Source organism: Leptothrix sp. (in: b-proteobacteria) (assembly GCF_965250675.1).
GTDB lineage: Bacteria > Pseudomonadota > Gammaproteobacteria > Burkholderiales > Burkholderiaceae_C > Sphaerotilus.
In genome coordinates this window covers 786,844-807,588 of record NZ_CBDFPH010000001.1, presented here as the reverse complement: position 1 = coordinate 807,588, position 20,745 = coordinate 786,844, and the positions used below count along the sequence as shown (strand labels likewise).

Annotated in this window: 18 protein-coding genes; 11 read left to right on the top strand and 7 right to left on the bottom strand. The window is 67.5% G+C overall.

Features of this window, described 5'->3' with window-relative positions; translation table 11 throughout:
- Positions 1-6: 6 nt before the first annotated feature.
- Positions 7-876 carry a MurR/RpiR family transcriptional regulator gene (locus AC5IG3_RS03625; RefSeq protein WP_491904912.1) on the bottom strand — a complete coding sequence of 290 codons (870 nt, stop codon included), beginning with the start codon at positions 874-876 and terminating at the stop codon, positions 7-9.
- A 179-nt stretch (positions 877-1,055) separates the two neighbouring features.
- Here AC5IG3_RS03625 and AC5IG3_RS03620 point away from each other — a divergent pair, with 179 nt between their 5' ends.
- From AC5IG3_RS03620 to AC5IG3_RS03600, 5 genes are all read left to right on the top strand, one after another.
- A complete protein-coding gene (locus tag AC5IG3_RS03620) occupies positions 1,056-2,330 on the top strand; it encodes an NAD(P)/FAD-dependent oxidoreductase (RefSeq protein WP_491904911.1) in 1,275 nt (424 codons plus the stop codon).
- Positions 2,331-2,361: 31 nt separating this feature from the next.
- Positions 2,362-3,159 (top strand): 3-methyl-2-oxobutanoate hydroxymethyltransferase, encoded by a 798-nt coding sequence (locus tag AC5IG3_RS03615; protein WP_491904910.1) that lies wholly within the window; start codon positions 2,362-2,364, stop codon positions 3,157-3,159.
- Between the two features lie 86 nt (positions 3,160-3,245).
- Positions 3,246-4,094 (top strand): formyltetrahydrofolate deformylase, encoded by an 849-nt coding sequence (gene purU / locus AC5IG3_RS03610; RefSeq protein WP_491904909.1) that lies wholly within the window; start codon positions 3,246-3,248, stop codon positions 4,092-4,094.
- Positions 4,091-5,092 carry a xylose isomerase gene (locus AC5IG3_RS03605; protein WP_491904908.1) on the top strand — a complete coding sequence of 334 codons (1,002 nt, stop codon included), beginning with the start codon at positions 4,091-4,093 and terminating at the stop codon, positions 5,090-5,092. The genes purU and AC5IG3_RS03605 overlap by 4 nt, the downstream gene beginning before the upstream one ends.
- A gap of 25 nt (positions 5,093-5,117) precedes the next feature.
- Entirely contained in the window at positions 5,118-5,885 is a 768-nt protein-coding gene (locus AC5IG3_RS03600) for a pseudouridine synthase (RefSeq protein WP_491904907.1), read from the top strand.
- Between the two features lie 12 nt (positions 5,886-5,897).
- Here the strand turns inward: AC5IG3_RS03600 and AC5IG3_RS03595 are convergent, their stop codons facing one another.
- Positions 5,898-6,926, bottom strand: coding sequence for a LacI family DNA-binding transcriptional regulator (locus tag AC5IG3_RS03595; RefSeq protein WP_491904906.1), 1,029 nt, complete (start codon positions 6,924-6,926; stop codon positions 5,898-5,900).
- A gap of 107 nt (positions 6,927-7,033) precedes the next feature.
- Between AC5IG3_RS03595 and AC5IG3_RS03590 the strand changes: the two genes are divergently transcribed.
- The gene (locus tag AC5IG3_RS03590; protein WP_491904905.1) at positions 7,034-8,239 is read left to right on the top strand and encodes a phytanoyl-CoA dioxygenase family protein; all 1,206 of its coding nucleotides are present in this window, start codon (positions 7,034-7,036) and stop codon (positions 8,237-8,239) included.
- A 17-nt stretch (positions 8,240-8,256) separates the two neighbouring features.
- Here the strand turns inward: AC5IG3_RS03590 and AC5IG3_RS03585 are convergent, their stop codons facing one another.
- Positions 8,257-8,568 carry a MocE family 2Fe-2S type ferredoxin gene (locus AC5IG3_RS03585; RefSeq protein WP_491904904.1) on the bottom strand — a complete coding sequence of 104 codons (312 nt, stop codon included), beginning with the start codon at positions 8,566-8,568 and terminating at the stop codon, positions 8,257-8,259.
- 37 nt (positions 8,569-8,605) lie between these two features.
- The gene (locus tag AC5IG3_RS03580) at positions 8,606-9,661 is read right to left on the bottom strand and encodes a fatty acid desaturase family protein (RefSeq protein ID WP_491904903.1); all 1,056 of its coding nucleotides are present in this window, start codon (positions 9,659-9,661) and stop codon (positions 8,606-8,608) included.
- A gap of 167 nt (positions 9,662-9,828) precedes the next feature.
- Between AC5IG3_RS03580 and AC5IG3_RS03575 the strand changes: the two genes are divergently transcribed.
- Positions 9,829-10,911: a LacI family DNA-binding transcriptional regulator gene (locus AC5IG3_RS03575; RefSeq protein WP_491904902.1), complete on the top strand. Its 1,083-nt coding sequence runs from the start codon at positions 9,829-9,831 to the stop codon at positions 10,909-10,911.
- A gap of 71 nt (positions 10,912-10,982) precedes the next feature.
- Here the strand turns inward: AC5IG3_RS03575 and AC5IG3_RS03570 are convergent, their stop codons facing one another.
- From AC5IG3_RS03570 to AC5IG3_RS03560, 3 genes are all read right to left on the bottom strand, one after another.
- Complete coding sequence (locus tag AC5IG3_RS03570) at positions 10,983-12,008, bottom strand: ABC transporter permease (RefSeq protein WP_491904901.1); 1,026 nt, start codon at positions 12,006-12,008, stop codon at positions 10,983-10,985.
- Positions 12,009-12,038: 30 nt separating this feature from the next.
- Positions 12,039-13,595, bottom strand: a complete 1,557-nt coding sequence (locus tag AC5IG3_RS03565) for a sugar ABC transporter ATP-binding protein (protein WP_491904900.1) — start codon at positions 13,593-13,595, stop codon at positions 12,039-12,041.
- 71 nt (positions 13,596-13,666) lie between these two features.
- A complete protein-coding gene (locus AC5IG3_RS03560; RefSeq protein WP_491904899.1) occupies positions 13,667-14,593 on the bottom strand; it encodes a sugar ABC transporter substrate-binding protein in 927 nt (308 codons plus the stop codon).
- A gap of 234 nt (positions 14,594-14,827) precedes the next feature.
- On the opposite strand from AC5IG3_RS03560, the gene AC5IG3_RS03555 reads away from it, so the two are divergent.
- From AC5IG3_RS03555 to iolB, 4 genes are read left to right on the top strand one after another with little or no spacing between them, the layout of a single operon-like run.
- The gene (locus AC5IG3_RS03555; protein ID WP_491904898.1) at positions 14,828-16,768 is read left to right on the top strand and encodes a bifunctional 5-dehydro-2-deoxygluconokinase/5-dehydro-2-deoxyphosphogluconate aldolase; all 1,941 of its coding nucleotides are present in this window, start codon (positions 14,828-14,830) and stop codon (positions 16,766-16,768) included.
- A 39-nt stretch (positions 16,769-16,807) separates the two neighbouring features.
- Positions 16,808-18,685: a 3D-(3,5/4)-trihydroxycyclohexane-1,2-dione acylhydrolase (decyclizing) gene (gene iolD, locus AC5IG3_RS03550; RefSeq protein WP_491904897.1), complete on the top strand. Its 1,878-nt coding sequence runs from the start codon at positions 16,808-16,810 to the stop codon at positions 18,683-18,685.
- A gap of 37 nt (positions 18,686-18,722) precedes the next feature.
- Positions 18,723-19,652, top strand: coding sequence for a myo-inosose-2 dehydratase (gene iolE, locus AC5IG3_RS03545; RefSeq protein ID WP_491904896.1), 930 nt, complete (start codon positions 18,723-18,725; stop codon positions 19,650-19,652).
- An 11-nt stretch (positions 19,653-19,663) separates the two neighbouring features.
- Positions 19,664-20,473, top strand: coding sequence for a 5-deoxy-glucuronate isomerase (gene iolB / locus AC5IG3_RS03540; protein WP_491904895.1), 810 nt, complete (start codon positions 19,664-19,666; stop codon positions 20,471-20,473).
- Positions 20,474-20,745: the final 272 nt, after the last annotated feature.

The following is a 20,745-nucleotide window of genomic DNA, read 5'->3' as shown; positions in this document are numbered from 1 at the left end:
GGGGCCTCAAACCAGCGGCTCGCGCGCTGCCGTGGTCGTTGGCCGGTACGGCAACTCCAGCCGATACGCCAGCGCAATGAACAGGCTCTGCGCCAGGCCCATGGTGCTGGTGAGGGCGCGGAAGCCGAAGGTGGAGTTGTCCTGCACGATCAGGCAGACCTCGGATTCGCGCGCCAGCGGGCTCATGCGGCTGTCGGTCAGCGCGATCAGCTTGGCGCCGCGCTGGACCGCCTGCTGAGCCACCAGAATGGTTTCCTCGGCGTAGGGCGCAAACGAGATCGCGATCATCACGTCGCCGGGGCGCACCGAGCGCACCTGGCCCTCATGCATGCTGCCCAGCGCGGTGATCAGCATGATGCGTTTGTCGGTGTGCTGCAGCGCGTAGTCAAGATAGGCCGCCACCGAGAAGCTGCGGCGCGAGCCGGTGATCCAGATCACCTGGGTGTCGGCCAGCAGGTCGACCGCGTGCTTGAAGGCCGGCTCGTCGAGCGTGTTCTGCAACTCCTGCATGCCGGCCAGGCTGCCCGCCAGGAACTCGTGCGCGATTTCGGTCGACGACAGGCTGCCGGCGCCGGAGTCGATCACCTCGCGGATGCGCGACTTGTAGTTGCGGCTGGGCGCGATCTGCTGGCTCAAACCATCACGGAAGATGCGCTGCAACTCGGTGTAGCCCGAGAAGCCGAAGTGCTTGGCAAAGCGCACCACCGCCGAGGGCTGCACGCCGCACTGCACCGCCACGTCCTGAATGCCTTCCAGCCCAAGGTGATCGCGGTGCTGCTCGACGTGGCGGGCAATCACCTTGAGCTGCCGGCTCAGGGCTTCGTACTCCTGCGAGATGCGCTGCAGCAGTTCATCGACGGTGGTTTTTTCGGGCATCGCTAAGGTCTCTGTCTCGACGGTCTTGTTTTTGGCCATAAATGTTCATTTTACCGGGCGCCTACTGGGTTAGAACATCGTTTTCCCTTATGTGTATTTTTAGAAATTCATTTGCATGTGCAAGACCTGCTTCCTAGAATCGAGGCAGTTTCCACCCCCTCACCGCGCACCCCAAAACCATGCAATCCACAGGCCCACAGTTTGCCGATCCGGCGCCCTCCGTTGATGCGGCCATGGTCATCGTCGGTGCCGGCCATGTGGGCGGACGCGCCGCACAGGTGCTGCGCGAACTGGGCTGGCAAGGCCGCATCGAGCTAATCGGTGCCGAGCCTGCGCTTCCCTATGAACGCCCACCATTGTCCAAGGCGGTGCTGACGGGTGAGATGGCCGCCGAGCGCTGCGCCCTGCGCGCCGCCGAAGACTATGAGCGCGACCGCATCACCCACCGTGTGGCCCAGGTCACGGCGCTGGACACCGCGCGCCGCGAGGTCACGCTGGCCGATGGCACGCAGATCGCCTACCAGGCGCTGCTGCTGGCCACCGGCGGGAAGGCTCGCCAACTGAGCCTGCCGGGTGCCGATCTGCCTGGCGTATTGGAACTGCGCACGCTGGCCGATGCGGCCGCGCTGGCGCCGCGCCTGAAAGCAGGCGCGCGGCTGGTGCTGGTGGGCGGCGGCTTCATCGGGCTGGAGGTGGCGGCCTCGGCGCGCAAGCTGGGCGCCCACGTCACGGTGCTGGAAGGCGCGCCGCGCCTGCTGGGCCGCGCGGTGCCGGCCAGCATTGGCGACAGGGTGCTGGCGCTGCACCGCAGCCAGGGCGTCGATGTGCGCCTGAACTGCGGCCCGGCCGAGTTCCGCCAGGCTGGTGACGCGCTGGAAGTGCTGCTGCAGGACGGCAGCGTGCTGGCGGCGGATGCGATCGTGGTCGGCATCGGCATCACGCCGGCGGCTGAGCTGGCGCGGGCGGCCGGTCTGCGGGTCGAGCGCGGCATCGTCGTCGACGCCACGCTGGCCACCAGCGCGGCGGGCGTATTTGCAGCCGGCGACGTGGCCGAGTTTCCGAGCGCGTTCTCCGGCGAGCTGATCCGCCAGGAAACCTGGCACAACGCCGAAACCCAGGCCCGCACCGCCGCCGTCAACATGCTGGGCGGCGCCGAGGCCTACCGCAGCACGCCCTGGTTCTGGTCCGACCAGTACGACTTCCAGCTGCAGGTCACCGGCGAGCCGGCGCTGGCCGCGCAGAGCGTCATGCGCACGCTGGGTGAGCAGGCTGAATTGCACTTCTATCTGGATGCCACCGGCCGCCTGGTCGGCTGCAGCGGCTGCGGCCCGACAAATGTCGTGGCCAAGGAATTGAAGCTGGCGCGCACCCTGGTCGAACGCGGCGCACGGCCCAGCGCCGAGCAGTTGGCCGACCCCACGGTCAAGCTCAAGTCACTGTTGTCGGCCGCCTGAGACCGAATCCACCCCATCCGCCGGAGACCCCATGAAAAAATCCTACCGCCCGACCATCGCCGACCTGCGCGCGCTCAAAGGCAAGCGCCAACTCTCGATGCTGCGGGTCGAGACGCTCGACGAAGCGGCTGCCGCACAGCAGGCCGGCATCGACTTGGTGTCGGTGCCGCCCGCGCTGCTCAGCCCGGCCTTCCGTGAAGCTGCGCCGACGCTGTTTGCCGTGCCTGGCCTGGAGTACGGCGACTTCATCACCGCCGAGGACTACCTGCGCGCCGCCTTTGCGGCCATGCGCGCCGGCGGCGACGCGGTCTACTGCGCCGCCAGCATGGGCATCGTGCGCCGGCTGCGCGACGAAGGCATTCCGGTCTGCGGCCACAGCGGCCTGATTCCGTCGCAGGCGACCTGGACCGGCGGCTTCAAGGCGGTCGGCAAGACGCTGGAGACCGCCATGCTGGTCTATCGCCAGGTCAAGGCGCTCGAAGAAGCGGGCGCGTTTGCGGCTGAAATCGAGGTCGTGCCCGCCGAGGTGGCCACGCTGATCTCGCAGCGCACCCGCCTGCTGCTGATCTCGATGGGCGCGGGCGCCGGTTGCGACGCGCAATACCTGTTCGCCAGCGACGTGCTCGGCTTCAACCGCGGCCACGTGCCGCGCCACGCCAAGACCTACCGCAACTTCGCCGCCGAATACGACCGCCTGCAGGCCGAGCGCGTCGCCGCCTTCGGGGAATACCAGGCCGACGTGGCCAGCGGTGCCTACCCGCAGGCGCAACACAGCGTCGCCATCAACGCCGAAGAGCTGGAAAAGTTCGCGCAGGCGCTGGGTCATTGAGGGTCAGTCGCCGCCCTGACCGTGCGCCTCGCCTGCGAGGCCGGCAAACTACCGTCCCTGAATCTCTACCGCTGACACCTCACACCATGGCCTCGTCCTACATCCTCACCCTGTCCTGCCCCGACAAGCCCGGCATCGTGCACGGCGTCACCGGCCTGCTGCTGCAGCACGGCGGCAACATCGAAGAAGCGGCGCAGTACAACGACGCGCAGACCGGCCTGTTCTTCATGCGCGTGCAGTTCGCCTGCGACCAGGCCACGCGCGACCAGCTCGACCACGCGCTGCAGGAACTCGCCGCCGCCTGGACCATGACGGTCGAGCTGCACCTGGCCGCGCAGCGCATGCCCACCGTGATCATGGTCAGCCAGCATGGCCACTGCATCAACGACCTGCTGTTCCGCCACAAGAGCGGCCTGCTGCCGATCGACGTCAAGGCGATCATCTCCAACCACCGCGACTTCTATCAGCTGGCGGCCAGCTACAACATCCCCTTCCACCACATCGCGGTGACGGCGGCGACCAAGCAGGAGGCCGAGGCCAAGCAGCTCGACATCATCCGTGCCGAAGGCGCCGAGCTGGTGATCCTGGCGCGCTACATGCAGGTGCTGAGCGACCCGATGTGCCGCGCGCTCTCGGGCAAGGCCATCAACATCCACCACAGCTTCCTGCCCAGTTTCAAGGGCGCCAAGCCCTACTACCAGGCGCACGACCGGGGCGTGAAGCTGATCGGCGCCACGGCGCACTACGTGACGGCCGATCTGGACGAAGGCCCGATCATCGAGCAGGACGTCGCCCGCGCCGACCACAGCCTGACGGTCGAAGACCTGACCACCGTCGGCCGCGACACCGAAAGCCAGGTGCTGGCACGCGCCGTCAAGTGGCACAGCGAGCACCGCGTGCTGATCAACGGCCACAAGACCGTCGTCTTCAAGTGAGCACGGCCGCGCCCTTGCGCGTGGGCATCAACCTCGACGGCGTGCTGGTGCACGACGGCCTGGCCACGCCCAAGGCCGCCACCCGCTTCGCCTGGGTGCGCCACAGCGGCGCGTTCGACTACATCGAAAAGAACATCGATCCGGGCGAGGACTTCGCGCCCTACTTCGATCTGGTCGGACGCTACGGCGTGCCCATCGGCGTGTTCGGCGGCATCTTCTGCGCCGGGCAGGACGAAGCGCGCATGCGCTGGGGCATCGCCACCGGCGGCAAGCTGGGCGCACGCCTGTTCAACATGCAGCTCTACGCCCGCCACAACAACGGCCGGCCGTTGAGCGACGCGCAGGTGGCGGATTTCTACCTCGACGCGCTGGAGCACGGCACGCCGGTCGGCTGCCTGCCGACGCTGGAAGTGCACGTCGACATGTGGAGCGAAGACTTCCGCCGCATCGAACGCGTGGCTGAGCTGCTGGCGCGCAGCAACGTGAAGCTGCGCCTGACGCTCGACCACTCGCACCTGATCTACAAGATCGGCCATGCCGAGGAACTGGCGCTGAGCCAGCTGGGCGACATGCCCGACGGCGCCCGCTCGCTGCTCGCGCCCGGCCAGCCGCGCACGCTCTACGCCATGTGGCTGCGCGAAGGCTGGGTCGCCCACGCCCACACCCGCAGCGTGGCGCCCGGCGTGAGCCACAACGCCGCCATGAACCGCCGCCGTGGCCTGCCCGGCCGGGCGATCCAGTACCCGCTGATCCGCCCCGCGCCCGGCAGCTTCCACACCGAATGGCAGGAAGAAGCGCTCGCCCCCTGGAAGCAGGCCGTCACCGACCTGCTGGCCTGGATGCGCGCCCACCCCGACACCGCGCCGCAGCAGATCAGCTGCGAGTTCATCCCCTTTGCCGACTACGGCGGCGGCGGGCGCTATTCGATCTGGGACAACAACCTGGCCTGTGCGGCCTGGCTGCGCCAGGAGTGGGCCGGCCTCCAAGGACCGCTCTGAGCGCGTTGCTGCCAGACTGCAGCCCATGACCGAGCTGCCCATCCTCTGGCGCGACGAACACCTGATCGCCATCCACAAACCCGCCGGCTGGCTGGTGCACCGTACCGGGCTGGACGCGGGCGAAACCCGCTTCATCGTCCAGACCCTGCGCGACCAGCTGGGCGGCCAGCACGTCTACCCGGCGCACCGGTTGGACAAAGGCACTTGCGGCGTGCTGCTGCTGGCGCTGCACCCGGAAGCGGCGCGCGGCCTGGCGATGTCCTTTGCCAGCCATGCGGTGGAGAAACGCTATCTGGCGCTGGTGCGCGGCTGGGCGCCGACGGAGGTGGAGGTTGACCACCCACTGCGCCCCGACGACACGCCGCCCGACACGCCAGCGCAATCTGCCCACACCCGCTTGCGCCGGCTGGCGACGCTGGACTGGCCAGAATCCGCCGACCCTGGTTTCGCCACCACCCGCGCCAGCCTGGTCGAAGCCCGGCCCACCACCGGCCGGCGCCACCAGATCCGCCGCCACCTCAAGCACATCGCCCACCCGATCCTGGGCGACGCCACGCACGGCAAGGGCCCGCTCAACCGCTGGTGGGCGCAGCGCCTGGGCCAGCAGCGGCTGTGGCTGCATGCGTGGCGGTTGCAGATTGCGCACCCGATGACAGGTGAAATGCTCGACCTGCACAGCGGCCTGCAGTGGGATGGCCACCGCCTGACCGTGGTGCCAAGTGGCCCGCCGGATCTGCAGGACTGGCAGCGCGTCTTGAACGCGCCGTCATGGGCGTTTGCGGCAACAACGTGATCTGAAGCCCGCTCAAAAACCGGCGTTCGCCGGCAGGTTGAACGGGGTGATGACCTCGATGTTCGACAAGCCCGAGGCCACGCCACCCGCTGCGCCGTGCGCGGCCATCACCTGCAGGCAGGCATTGCGCATGTCGTGGCTCAGGTTGTGATGCAGCACGGCGCTCAGCTGGCCGGCGCGCAGCAGCGGCAGGTTGTCGGCATCCAGGTCATGACCGATGAAGCAGCGGCAGCGCCGCCCCACCTGGGCAAAGGCTTCCAGGATCGCTGCGTTGGCACCGCCGATCGAATAGACCGCCACCAGATCCGGATGTGCCAGCAGCTTGGCCTGCACCAGCCGGGCGGTGCGGGCGTGTTCGCCGTGGCCTTCGCTGACGTCGTGGAGGGTCAGGCGCGGATGGCGGCGCCGCAGGGCCTGGCGAAAGCTGATCTCGCGCTCTTCCTCGCCCCGGAACCGCACGCTGCTGAGCGACACCAGCACGCCGGCGCGGCGCGTGCCCAGCCACTGGCCGATCAGGTAGGCCGCCGTTTCGCCGGCTGCGCGGTTGTCCAGCCCGACATAGCCCTGGCGGCGTGACAGCGGCAGGTCGGTCACCAGCGTGATCACCGGAATGCCGCGCTCCACCAGCCGGTTCACCGCCGCGACGATCTCGGGCAGGTCCGGCGCCTTCAGCAGCACGCCGTGGCTGCCCCGGCTGGCAATGCGGTCGAGCTGCGCCACCAACTCGGCCGGGCTCCACAGCGGCTGCAGCGCGTAGCGGGCACGAAACACCACCGGCTGCAGGGTCGCCATCTCGCGCTCCAGCGCCTGGCGCACCACGCGCGAGAAGCGCTCGGGCGTCTCCATCACCAGGTCGATCATGAACTTGCGGCCCACCAGGCCGACCTGGCGGCTCTGCTGCGTCAGCTCCTGCACCGCCTGCTCGACGCGGCGGGCCATGTGGGCGCGCACGTTCGGGCGGCCATTGAGCACCCGGTCGACCGTGGCGACGCTGACACCGGCTTGCTGGGCGATGTCCTTGACCAGAAATGAACGTGACATGGCGGCCAGCGTAGCAGCCGCAGGCAGCGAAACCGATGGAATTCCTGATGGATTCCTGATGGTTTTCTGCGCCCTGAAAGAGGGCTGCGCTGGCTACGCTGTGCGCCATGTCCACTGCCTCCACCACCGCCATGTCTAGCCTGCACAACCCCCGCCCCACCGACCCGGTCTGGCTGGACGCCGAAGCCAGCCGGGTCGATGACCTGATCGCCGTGCTCGAAGCCGGCCGCTCGATGCTGAAACCACCCTGCGCCACCGAGCAGCTCAGCGGCGTGCCGATCTACGACATGGCCGCGCTCGCGGCCGAGACCACCGCCGACCCCAGCGCCTTGATGGCCGAATGGCACGACGTGCTGGCCGACGGCGCCGGCGTGCTGGTGCTGCGCAGCGCCTATGCCGACCACGACCTGCTCGACGCCGTGACCCGCGCCTTCCACGCGCTGATCGACGACGAACGCGGCAGCCACAGCGGCGGCGACCACTTCGCCAAGGCCGGCGCCAACAACCGGGTCTGGAACGCGCTGCAGAAACTCTGCCTGCGCGAGCCGGCGCTGTTCGCGCGCTACTACGCCAACCCGCCGCTGGCGCTGATCTGCCAGGCCTGGCTGGGCCCGGCCTACCAGGTCACATCGCAGATCAACTGTGTCAACCCGGGCGGCGCGGCGCAGATGCCGCACCGTGACTACCACCTGGGCTTCTGCAGCGCCGCGCAGGCCATGCGCTACCCGACCACCGTGCACCGCCTGTCGCCGCACCTGACGCTGCAGGGCGCGGTGGCGCATGTCGACATGCCGCTCGAAAGCGGCCCGACCCTGCTGCTGCCGCACTCGCACAAGTACACCGCCGGCTACCTGGTCGCCGGCCGACCCGAGTTCGACGCCTGCTTTGCCGCCCACCACGTGCAGCTGGCGCTGCGCAAGGGCGATGCGCTGTTCTTCAACCCGGCACTGATCCACGCCGCCGGCAACAACCATTCGACCGACATCCGCCGGCTGGCCAACCTGCTGCAGATCTCATCGGCCTTCGGCCGCGCGATGGAAAGCGTCGACCGGGTGGGCATGAGCCTGGCGCTCTACCCGGTACTGCTGGCGGAAGTCGAGGCCGGACGCCTGAGCACGGCCGACGCCGAACGCGCCATCGCCGCCTGCGCCGAAGGCTATGCCTTCCCGACCAACCTCGACCTCGACCCGCCACTGGGCGGCTTGGCACCCGCCAGCCACCAGGCCTTGATGAACCAGGCGCTGGCGGAAGGCTGGCCGGCTGAACGTTTCAGCGCGGCGCTGTTGCAGCGGGTGGAGCAGCAGCGCGCTTGAGTGGGCTGACGAAAAACTCAACCAATCTGAATCAGGATCTCGCCGCCTTCGACCTTGGCCGGATAGGTCTTGAGCGCCACGCACACCGGCGCGCCCAGCGGAGCGCCGCTGCGGATGTCGAAGCGGCCGTTGTGCTTGGGGCACTCGATCACGTGCTCCTGCACCAGGCCGTCGCACAGGTGCACGTGCTCGTGGGTGCACAGGCCGTCGCTGGCGTAGACCTTGTCTTCGTAGCGGTAGATGGCGAAGGTCTTGCCGGCGTGGTCGAAGCGCTTGACGTCTTCGTCGTCGATGTCGTCAAAGGCGCAGGCTTTGGTCCATTGGCTCATGGTGGGTCTCCTTTTATCGATCTGGGAAAGGGGGTGATCAGGCGGCCGCAGAGGGCATCTGGCGCACCACGTGGTGGCTCGGCTCGCGGGCCTGGCGCAGCACGGCGGGGATGATTTCGGCGTAGGCGGCGATCGTGCCGTGGTACGGCGGCGGGCAGTCGTGCTTCATCACTTCGTGCAGCTGGGGCAGCGCGTGGTACGGCACCATCGGGAACATGTGGTGCTCGACGTGGTAGTTCATGTTCCAGTAAAGGAAGCGGAACACCGGGTTCATGTAGACGGTGCGGCAGTTCTGGCGGTGGTCGGTGACGTTCTCGGGCAGGCCGGCGTGCTGGGTCAGGCCGAAGAAGGTGTAGAGCCAGGCGCCGGCAAACGACGGTGCACCGATCAGCAACAGCGGCAGCGGCGTGGCGAAGTAAAGGGCGGCGGCGATCAGCGCGCCGTAGACCACCCCCCAGCCGCGCGCTTCACGCACCAGCTTGGGCCACTCCATCTCGGGCACGAAGGTCTTTTCTTCTTCGCTGATGTGGCCGACGGCATTGGCGGCGACGCGGGCGAATTCGGTCGGGCCGTTCTTGAGCGCGAAGACGTTGAGCAGCGTGCCCAGCACGTCGGTGGGCAGCGGCACGGCGATCTCGGGATCGCGGCCGGTGACGAGCGTGTCAGTGTGGTGGCGGGCATGACTCCAGCGCCAGCGGGTGGCGCGGCGCAGCACCATGAAGCTGGCGATCTGGTAGAGCGCGTCGTTCATCCAGCGGGTCTTGAAGGCGGTGCCGTGGCTGGATTCGTGCCAGCGCGAGTCGGCCGGGCCGCAATAGAGCGTGGCGTACAGGAAGAACGCAGCCCAGGTCCAGCCGCTGCCCGCGCCTTGCGCCAGCCAGGTGGCGACGAACAGCGCGCCGCTGGCGATCACCAGACTGAACCACAGCGCGGTGTCGCGGAGGGCATGGGCGTCGTCGCGCTTCATCAGCTCCTTCATGGTGGCGCGCGGCACCGGGCACTTGTACCAGGTGGCGTTGACCAGGCCGGCAGCGGCGGCGCGCTCGCCCCAACCGCCGATGAGCTTGTAGTCGTCTTGACTGCGGGTGTTCATTTTTCCATCATCTCCTGATGTAATCACATCATTTCTGCCAGCCAGCGCATCAACCGGGCTGGCATGGAGCGGATACTAGGTTTCGACCGCATCTGCTGGCAATCGAGCCGGTGCAATCACTATCAAATTCCATCATTCATGATGCGCCGCATCATTGCATTTCCATCATGGCCACCCCACTGAAACGCCCGACCCTCACCGCCGTGGCCCTGGCCGCCGGCGTCAGCACCGCCACGGTCGACCGGGTGCTCAACAGCCGCCTGCCGGTCAAGGAGGCCACCGCGATGCGGGTGATCGCAGCGGCCGAGCGCATCGGCTATCACGGCGCGCAGCTGATGCGCGCCCGGCTGATGGAGTCCGGCGAGCGCCAGATCCGCACGCTGGGCTTCTGCCTGCTGCGCAGCCATGCGGCCTTCTATCAGGCCTTCGGGCGCGAGCTATCGGCGGCGGCCAGCCAGCATCCGTCCGGGCGCTGCGTGGCGGTGGTGGAGTACATGGATTCGCTGGAGCCGGCCGCCATCGCCGAGCAGATGCTGCGGCTCGGCCAGGTCACCGACGCGCTGGGCGTGGTGGCGGTCGACCACCCGCATGTGAGCGCGGCGGTGGAGGCGCTGCACGCGCAGGGCAGGCCGACTTTTGCGCTGCTGTCGGACCTGAGCGCACCGCTGCGCGCCGGCTTCATCGGTGTCGATCCCCGAAAGTGCGGCCGCACGGCCGCCTGGGCCATCAGCCGGCTGGCGCGGCGGCCCGGGCCGGTGGGAGTGTTCGTGGGCAGCCACCGCTACCTGGGGCATGAGGCCTGCGAGATGAGCTTGCGCGCCTACCTGCGCGAACACGCGCCGGACTTCCACGTGCTGGAGACCCGCGTCAACCTGGAAGACGCGCAGCTGGCGCACGAGGCCACGCTCGACCTGCTGCGCCGCCACCCCGACCTGGCCGGCCTCTACGAGGTGGGCGGCGGTGTTCAGGGCATCATCCGCGCGCTGCGCGAGCATCAGGCCGGGCAGATCCAAACCCAGGCGCCGGCCCATCACGTCGTGCTGGTCTGCAACGAGCTGACGCCCGACAACCGCACCGCGCTGATCGACGGCGTGGTCGACCTGGTCATCGGCACCCCCACCACCCGCATCGCCCAGACCGCCGTGACGCAGATGCTGCGCGCACTGGAATTGCAAGCCTCCGGCACCCCACCCAGCGCCGGCCAGTTCCCGCAGGCGATGGAGTTGTTCACACCCGAGAATGTCAGCTGAACCGCACCTTCAAGAAACGAAAAAGGCGTGCGTTTGACCGCACGCCTTTCAGGCCGGGAGCCCGGTGAAACTCAGCCGCGCCGGTTGCGCTGGCGGTACTGGTCGGCCACCACGGCGGCGACGATGATCGCACCCTTGACCATCTCCTGGTAGTACGCGTCGATGCGGATGAAGGTGAAGCCCGAGGTCATGACGCCCAGGATCAGCACGCCGATCACCGTGCCGGTCATGCGGCCCACGCCACCCGACAGCGAGGTGCCGCCGATCACGACCGCCGCAATCGCGTCCAGCTCATACATCACGCCCATGCCGGACTGGCCGGAGATGGCCCGTGCCGCAGTCACGCTGCCGGCGATGCCGCTCAGCAGGCCGGCAATGGTGTAGACCCAGATCAGGTGGCGGTTGACGTTGATGCCCGAGACGCGCGCCGCCTGGCGGTTGGCGCCGATGGCGTAGGTGAACTTGCCGAAGCGGGTGTAGCGCAGCACCACATGGAAGATCGCCGCAATCACCAGGAAGATGATGACCGGCTGGATGCCCTCGCCCACCCAGGCGAATTCGTCGGTCAGCATGCTCACGGGCATGCCGCCGGTGAACCACTTGGCAAAGCCGCGCGCGGCCACCATGGTGCCCAGCGTGGCGATGAAGGGCGGAATGGCGGTGTAGGCGATCAGCGAACCGTTGATCAGGCCGATCACCAGGCCCACCGTCATGCCGGCCAGCAGCGGCCAGAACACCGGCAGGTCGGTCAGTTGCGGAAAGATGGCGCGCGGGAAATCCGACACCTGCGCCAGGCTGGCCGAGACCACCGCCGCCGCCGCCACCACCGAACCCGACGACAGGTCGATGCCGCTGGTGATGATGACCAGATTGACGCCCACCGCGATGATGCCGATCACCGCCATCTGCAGGATGATGATCTGCAGCCGCTCCGGGTTGGCGAGGAAGCTCTGGCCGTTGACATACCAGCCGAGGGCCTCGAAGAACAGGCTGATGCCGATCAGCACCAGGAAGATGCCGGCCTCGGGCGGCCACTTGCCCTTGGTCGGCTTGAAGGTCATGGACTGCGCGCCCACGGTTGCGTTGTTGCTGGACATATCGACTCCGTCTAACTTGTTCCGCCGCGCTTACTGCGAGGCCAGTTCCATGATCGTGACCTGATCGGCGTCCTTGCGGTCGACGATGCCGGTCATGCGGCCTTCGTGCATCACCATCACCCGGTCGCTCATGCCGAGCACTTCGGGCATTTCCGACGAGATCATCAGCACTGCGACGCCTTCGCCGGCGAGCTTGCTCACCAGGCGGTGGATCTCGGCCTTGGCACCGACGTCGATGCCGCGCGTGGGCTCATCGAGGATCAGAATCTTCGGCTGGATCAGCAGCCAGCGGCCGATCAGCACCTTCTGCTGGTTGCCGCCCGACAGGTTCTGGATGATTTCCTGCAGGTTGGGCGTCTTGACGCGCATCGACTGCGCCATGGCTTCGCAGTCGCGCTCCAGCGCGCCACTCTGCACGAAGCCGTACTTGACGTAGCGCTGGCTCAGCACGGCCGTATCCATGTTCGACAGGATGTCGAGCGTCAGGAAACAGCCGGTGTCCTTGCGGTCTTCGGTCAGGAAGGCCATGCCGCTCTTCATCGCCTTGGCCGGCGTGTCGATCACGACCTGCTGGCCGTTGATGGCGATCGAGCCGCTGGTGGCCGGCACCACGCCGAACAGCGCCTCGGCCACGTTGCTGCGGCCCGAGCCGACCAGTCCGGCCAGCCCGAGGATCTCACCCGCGCGCAGGTCGAAACTCACGTCCCGGAAGATGCCGTCGACGCGGAGGTTCCTGACCGACAGGACGACGTCGCCGATCGGCACCGTCTCCTTGGGGAACATCTGCGTGATCTCGCGGCCGACCATCATCTTGATGATGTCGTCACGCGTGACCTCGGTGGACAGTTTGGTGTCGATGTACTTGCCGTCGCGGAAGACCGACACCTCGTCGGCGATCTCGAACAGCTCGTTCATCTTGTGCGTGATGTAGACGATGCCTTTGCCCTGCGTGCGCAGCTGCCGGATGATGCGGAAGAGGTGGGCCACTTCCTTGTCGGTCAGCGCGGAGGTCGGCTCGTCCATGATCAGCACGTCGGAGTCGAAGCTCACGGCCTTGGCAATCTCGACCATCTGCCGGCTGGCGATCGACAGGCTGCGCACCTCGGCCTCGGGATCGATGTCGATCACCAGGCGGTCGAACAGCGCTTGCGTGCGGCGGCGCAGCTCGGCGTGGTCGACGAAGCCGAAGCGGTTGAGCGGCTCGCGGCGGATCCAGATGTTCTCGGCCACCGTCATGAAGGGCATCAGGTTCAACTCCTGATGGATCATGGCGATGCCGTTCTCGAGCGCATCGAGCGGGCCGGTCAGCGTGAGGGCACGGCCCTTGACGCGCAACTCGCCCTGGTCGGGGATGTAGACGCCGGCGATGATCTTCATCAGCGTCGACTTGCCCGCACCGTTCTCGCCCATCAGGGCGTGCACGGTACCGGGACGCAATTTGAACTGCACGTTGTCGAGCGCGACGACGCCGGGGAAGGCCTTGCGCACGCCGTGAACTTCGAGCAGATAGCCGGTGGAGCGCTCGACGGCGGGCGCGGACGTGACGTCAGGCGCGGCCGGTGCAGCTTCCAGAATGGCTGAAGACATAGGACTTCCTTCGTGCACTGAGTGCAAACACCACAGCGGCGCGCCGGGAGGCGCGCCGCTTCAGAACTGGATCAGTTCTTGCCCGAGTACTTGCTCAGGTTGGCCGGGGTCACCAGCTCGAACGGCACGTTGACGAAACGCTCGACCGGCTGCTTCTTGATCAGCTTCAGTGCGGCTTCGATGGCACCTGCACCCTGGCCGGCGGCGTTCTGGAACACGGTGACCTTCAGGTCGCCGGCCTTCATCGAAGCCAGTGCGTCGGGGGTGGCATCGATGCCGGCGACGATCGAAGCCGGCGTCCACTTCTTGCCTGCCTTGAGGGCGTTGATCGCGCCGATCGCCATTTCATCGTTGTTGGCGATGATGGCGTCGAACTTCACGCCCGACGACAGCCAGTTGGTCGTGATGTCCTGGCCTTGCGTGCGATCCCACTTGCCTTCGCGCTTGTCGGCGATCTTGATGCCGCTGCACTCCTTGGTGGCCACGACCTCTTCGATGTCCTTGGTGCGGGTGCGTGCGGCTTCGTTGCTCAGCTCGCCCATCAGCACCAGCACGGAGCCCTTGCCCTTGAGCAGGCGGCAGACTTCCTGGGTCTGCAGCGTGCCCGAGACCTTTTCGTCGGACGCCACGAACGCCACGCCAGCGGGCAGCTTGTCGAAGTCGACCGGCTTGCGGTTCACGTAGATCAGCGGGATCTTGGCGTCGGTCACCATCTTGGTGATCTTGGGCGAGGCGTCGGTGTCGACCGGGTTGACGATGATGGCATCGACCTTCTGTGCGATCAGGTTCTGGATCTGGCTGAGCTGCTTGCCCACGTCGTTCTGAGCGTCCTCGACCTGCACCGTGGCGCCGGCCTTCTTGCCCGCCTCGACAGTGCCGTTCTTCAGGATCGTCAGGAACGTGTCGAGCTGGGCCATCGCCAGGCCGACCTTCTGGGCGTGAGCCGCCGGGGACACCAGGGCAGCGGCTGCAGCGGCAGCAATCAGCATCTTTTTCATGATCTCAGTCTCCTAAACATGTTGGACGGTTTGGGTGGTTGGCTGCGCCCTGCAGCGCTTTCAACACGGTGCAACTTTAGCTGCGTCCTTCCTTTTTTTGAAAATGAATTTCTAAGGAGTTTTACCTAGAGAAGTTAATTTCTCTAGAATTTAGACTCGACGCCAACCGCCATTGACCCGTCTCTCCTTGCCATTCCCCCATACCCGAAGGCAGCCCGACCGGGCTGAATCCGCATGAGTGCCTTGAACTTTCCCTCCGGCCGTCGCGTCGATCTGGCCTGTCTGGGCCGCGTCGCCGTCGATCTGTATGCCCAGCAATTCGGCAGCCATCTTGAAGACGCACGCAGCCTGTCGATGACGCTGGGCGGCTCGTCCGGCAACCTCGCCTTCGGCGTGGCGCGCCTGGGGCTCAAGAGCGCGATGATTTCGCGCGTCGGCCATGAGCAGATGGGCCACTTCCTCAAGCAGACGCTGGAGCGCGAGGGCTGCGACATCAGCCAGCTGCAGACCGACCCCGAGCGCCTGACCGCGCTGGTGCTGCTCGGTCTGAAGGACCGCGACACCTTCCCGCTGCTGTTCGTGCGCGAGAACTGCGCCGACATGGCGCTGGACGCGTCGCAGATCTCCGAAGACTTCATCGCCCAGTGCCGCGCGCTGGCCATCACCGGCACGCACCTGTCCACGCCCGTGACCCGCAAGGCCGCCACCACCGCGCTGGCCTACGCCAAACGCCACGGCGTGATGCGCGTGCTGGACATCGACTACCGCCCGGTGCTGTGGGGCCTGACCAGCCGCGGCGCCGGCGACAACCGCTACGTGCCCGACGCCCGCGTCACCCAGCAACTGCAGGAAGTACTGGGCGACTTCGAGCTGCTGGTGGGCACCGAGGAAGAGTTCTTCATCGCCGGCGGCGTGCCCGATGACCTGATGGCCTGCCTGCGCGAGGTGCGCAAGATCTCGGCCGCCACGCTGGTGGTCAAGCGCGGCGCTTTAGGCTGCAGCGTGATCGAGGGCGCCATTCCCGCATCGATCGACGACGCGCCGACCTTCAAGGGCGAGCGCGTCGAGGTGCTCAACGTGCTGGGCGCCGGTGACGCCTTCCTGTCGGGCCTGATGGCCAGCCTGCTGCAGGGCAAGGACTGGGCCGAATCGACCCGCGTGGCCAACGCCTGCGGCGCGATCGTGGTGTCGCGCCACGCCTGCTCGGCGGCCATGCCGACGCCGGCGGAACTGGCGCACTGGTTCTCGGGCAACCGCAATCCCAAGCCCGACGCCGACCAGCAGCTCGCCCACCTGCACCGCACCAGCGCGGCGCGCAAGGAATGGAACGAGCTGTGCGTGATGGCCTTCGACCACCGCAGCCAGTTCTTCGACATCGCCCGCGAGGCCGGCGTGTCCGACAGCCGCGTGCCCGCCCTCAAGCAGCTGCTGGTCAAGGCGGCCGAGCAGGTCGAGCGCAGCCGGGGCCTGCAAGGCCACACCGGCGTACTGATCGACGGCAGCGACTACGGCCGCGACGCGCTGGCCGCCGCCACCGGCCGCGGCTGGTGGGTGGGCCGCCCGGTCGAGCTGCCCAGCTCGCGCCCGCTGCGCTTCGACGGCACGCATTCAGTGGGCAGCGCGCTGACCCACTGGCCGACCGAGCAGGTCGTCAAGTGCCTGGTGCACTACCACCCCGACGACGCCGTCGACCTGCGCCTGGAGCAGGAAGCGCGCGTGCGCGAGCTGTGGGAAGCCACGCGCGAAAGCGGCAACGAGCTGCTGCTGGAGATCATTCCGCCCAAGGCCATGACGCCGGCCGGCACCGAAGACGCCGCCGTGCTGCGCGCGGTCAAGCGCTTCTACAACCTCGGCTTCAAGCCCGAGTGGTGGAAGCTGGCGCCCATGAGCCCGGCCGGCTGGACCGCGCTGGCCGCGCTGGTGGCCGAGCGTGATCCGCTCTGCCGGGGCGCCGTCATCCTGGGCCTGAACCAGCCGCTGCAGTACCTGGCCGACAGCTTTGCCCACGCCACCAACCCGATCGTCAAGGGCTTCATGGTCGGGCGCACGCTCTGGGTCAGCGCCTCGCTGCGCTGGTTCAAGGGCGAGATCGACGACGCGGCCTTCATCAACGAAGTCGCCGCCAATTTCACGACCCTGGTCGACGCCTGGAAGAGCCGCCATCAAGCGGCATGACACGCGGCCTGACCTGAGCGATCCAAGAGAATCACCGCCATGAAAACCACCCGACTCACCCTGTCCCAGGCCCTGGTGCAGCACCTGGCCGCACTGCGCGTCGAAATGGGCGACGGCAGCGTCCAGCCCTACTGCGGCGGCGTGTTCACCATCTTCGGCCACGGCAACGTGGCCGGCCTGGGCGAGGCGCTGTACGCGCAGCGCGATCACGCCAGCAACCCGCTGCCCACCTTCCGCGCCCACAACGAGCAGGGCATGGCGCACGCGGCCATCGCCTACAGCAAGGCGCAGTTCCGCCAGCGCATCATGGCCGTGAGCACCAGCATCGGCCCGGGCGCGACCAACCTGGTCACGGCCGCTGCCGTGGCGCACGTCAACCGCCTGCCGGTGCTGCTGCTGCCGGGCGACACCTTCGCCAGCCGCGCGCCGGACCCGGTGCTGCAGCAGATCGAGAACTTCGGCCAGGGCGACAGCAGCGCCAACGACTGCTTCCGCCCCGTGGTGCGCTACTTCGACCGCATCACGCGGCCTGAGCAGATCCTGACCGCGCTGCCGCGCGCCATCCAGATCATGACCGACCCCGCTGCCTGCGGCCCGGTCTGCCTGGCGCTGCCGCAGGACGTGCAGACGCATGCGTTCGACTGCCCCGAGGACTTCCTGCACCCCGAGCTGATCCGCTGGCGCCGCCCGCCGGCCGATGCGGGTGAACTCGCCCGCGCCGCCGCGCTGCTCAAGACCGCCCGCCAGCCGCTGATCGTGGCCGGTGGCGGCGTGCTCTACAGCCAGGCCGGCGAGGCGCTGCGCGCTTTCGCCGAGGCGCACGGCATTCCGGTGGTCGAGTCGCACGGCGGCAAGAGCAGCCTGGCGTGGGACCACCCGTTGAACCTCGGCGCCATCGGCGTCGATGGCGTGACCGTGGCCAACACCCTGGCGCGCGAAGCCGATGTGGTGCTGGCCATCGGCACCCGCCTGCAGGACTTCACCACCGGCTCGCACGCGCTGTTCGCCCAGTCGCGCCTGCTGAGCCTGAACGTGCAGCCGTTCGACACCGGCAAGTGGAACGCCACCTCGCTGGTGGCAGACGCCCGGGTCGGCCTCGGCCAGCTCACCGCCGCCGTGTCCGACTGGCGCGCCGACGCCGGCTGGACCGCCCGCGCCAAGGACCAGGCCGCTGCCGGCAATGCCTGGATCACCCAGATCACCACGGCCGAGCCGCAAGGCGTGCTGCCTTACGACGCCGAGGTGATCGGCGCGGTGCGCGATTCGCTCAACGACGCCGGTGGCGACAGCGGCGTCAACGACCTGGTGGTCTGCGCCGCCGGCACGTTGCCGGCCGAGCTGCACAAGCTGTGGCGCTCACGCGCGCCGGGCACCTATCACATGGAATACGGCTACTCGTGCATGGGCTACGAGATCGCCGGCGGCCTGGGCGCCAAGATGGGCGCGCCGCACCGCGAGGTGATCGTGATGGTGGGCGACGGCTCCTACATGATGCTCAACGCCGAGATCGCCACCTCGGTGATGCTGGGCGTCAAGATCATCGTCGTGGTGCTCGACAACCGCGGCTACGGCTGCATCGAGCGCCTGCAGGGCAAGTCGGGCGTGCCAAGCTTCAACAACATGCTCGACGACTGCGTACCCGAAGGCGGTCAGCCGAGCGAGATCGACTTCGCGATGCACGCCCGCGCCATGGGCGCGCACTCGGTCCATGTCGGCAACGTGGCTGAGCTGAAGACCGCCATGGTCGCCGCCCGCGCCGCCAGGAAGACCCAGGTGATCGTGATCGACACCACCCACACGCGCACCACCGACGGCGGCTGCTGGTGGGAAGTCGCCATTCCCGAAGTCTCGCAACGCAGCGAAGTGGTCGAGGCGCGCGCACGCTACGACGCGGCCAAGCAAGCGCAGCGCATCTGATCATCCCTATCTTCTACAGACTGAAAGAGAACCCGTCATGACCTGGAACGTCCGCATCGGCATCAACCCCCTGTCCTGGATGAACGACGACCTGCCCTCGCTGGGCGGTGAGACGCTGCTGGAAACGGCGCTCGCCGAAGGCAAGCAGATCGGCTACGAAGGCTTCGAGCTGGGCAACAAGTTCCCCAAGGACGGCCCCGGCCTCAAGGCCAAGCTCGACGAGTTCGGCCTGGCCTGCGTGTCGGGCTGGTATTCGGGCTTCCTGGCTGAAGTGCCTGCCGGCATGACCGACGCTGACGCCGTCGCCGCCGAAATCGAGCGCGCACGAGCGCACATGAGCAAGCTGCAATACAACGGCGTCAAGGTCGTGGTCTACGGCGAATGCGCCGGCACCATTCAAGGCCAGATCGACACGCCGGTGGCCAAGCGCCCGCACTTCGCCAATGAGCAACTCTGGCAGGCCTACGCCGAGCGCCTGAACGCGTTCGGCCAACACCTGATCGCCACCTACGGCATCAAGCTGGCGTACCACCACCACATGGGCGCGTATGTGGAGTCGCCCGCCGACGTCGACAAGCTGATGGCGCTGACCGATCCGGCCAAGGTCTTCCTGCTGTTCGACACCGGCCACGCCTACTTCGGCGGCGCCGCCGACCCGGTCGCGCTGCTCAAGAAGCACGTCGGCCGCGTCGTGCACGTGCACTGCAAGGACGTGCGCGCGCAGGTCATCGCCACCGCGCGCAACGACAGCTGGAGCTTCCTCAACGGCGTCATCAACGGCACCTTCACCGTGCCGGGCGACGGCGCGCTGGACTACGACGCCGTGCTCACCACCCTGAAGAACGCCGGCTACGAAGGCTGGCTGGTGGTCGAGGCCGAGCAGGACCCGGCCGTGGCTCCCAGCTACGAGTACGCCAAGAAGGGCTACGACACGCTGCGCGCCCTCGTCGACCGTTTGAGCGCCTGAGGAGCCCGCCCATGCCTTCCCCCCTGTTGGTCAAGGCCGCGCCCGGCCGCGAGATCTGTGACATCACGCCCGAATCGGCCGGCTGGACGCACGTCGGCTTCCGGGCCCTGCGCCTGGCAGCGGGCGAGAGCGAGCAGCTCGACACCGGCGCGCGCGAACTGTGCGTGGTGGTGTTGACCGGCACCGTCGACATCACCGTGGCCGGCACCGCCTACGAGGCGCTGGGGTCGCGGGCCAGCGTGTTCGATGATGCCGCGCCCGATGCGCTCTACGTACCCGGCGGCCAGAGCGTGACCATCACGGCCCGGGGCGCCGCCGAGGTCGCGCTGTGCACGGCACCCTATGACGACGCGGGCAGCAGCAAGACCGTGCGCCGCCTGGACGGCGCCGACATGCGCCGCACCGTGCGCGGCCAGGGCAGCAACAGCCGCACCGTGCGTGACGTGCTGATGGTCGACAACCCGACCGCCAGCCACCTGCTGGTCACCGAAGTCATTACCCCCGCCGGTCACTCCAGCAGTTATCCGCCGCACAAGCATGACCGCGAAGCAGCCCCCGAGGAAACCCTGCTCGAAGAAACTTATTACCACCGCCTCAACCCACCCCAGGGTTTTGCATTCCAGCGGGTTTATACCGATGACCGCAGCATCGACGAGGCCTGCGCCGTCGAGAACCATGATGTCGTGATGGTGCCGCGGGGTTATCACCCCTGCGTGGCGCCGCACGGCTACGACCTGTATTACCTGAATGTGATGGCAGGTCCGGGCCGGGCCTGGCATTTCAAGAATGACCCCGCACATGAGTGGATGCTCAAGAGCTGAACACCACGAGGCAACCCTCCCCGGGCATCGGAACAGATGCTCGGGTTTCTACTGATATAGCGCCTTCTCCACGCTGTAACCCCTCAGTAACCGTTGCCAATCAGCAACAAGTATCTACCCTAGCTTTTGGCGCTTCAGAGTCACCTCTTCAGCGCAATCGTTTGCGCTGTTGCGAGCAAACGGCAGAATCCAGCCTCATGAATGACGCTGTAACGCTCTAGAACCTGAGAGCTCCCCACAGCGAAAGTTCACCGGCGTTTACCGATGCCCGA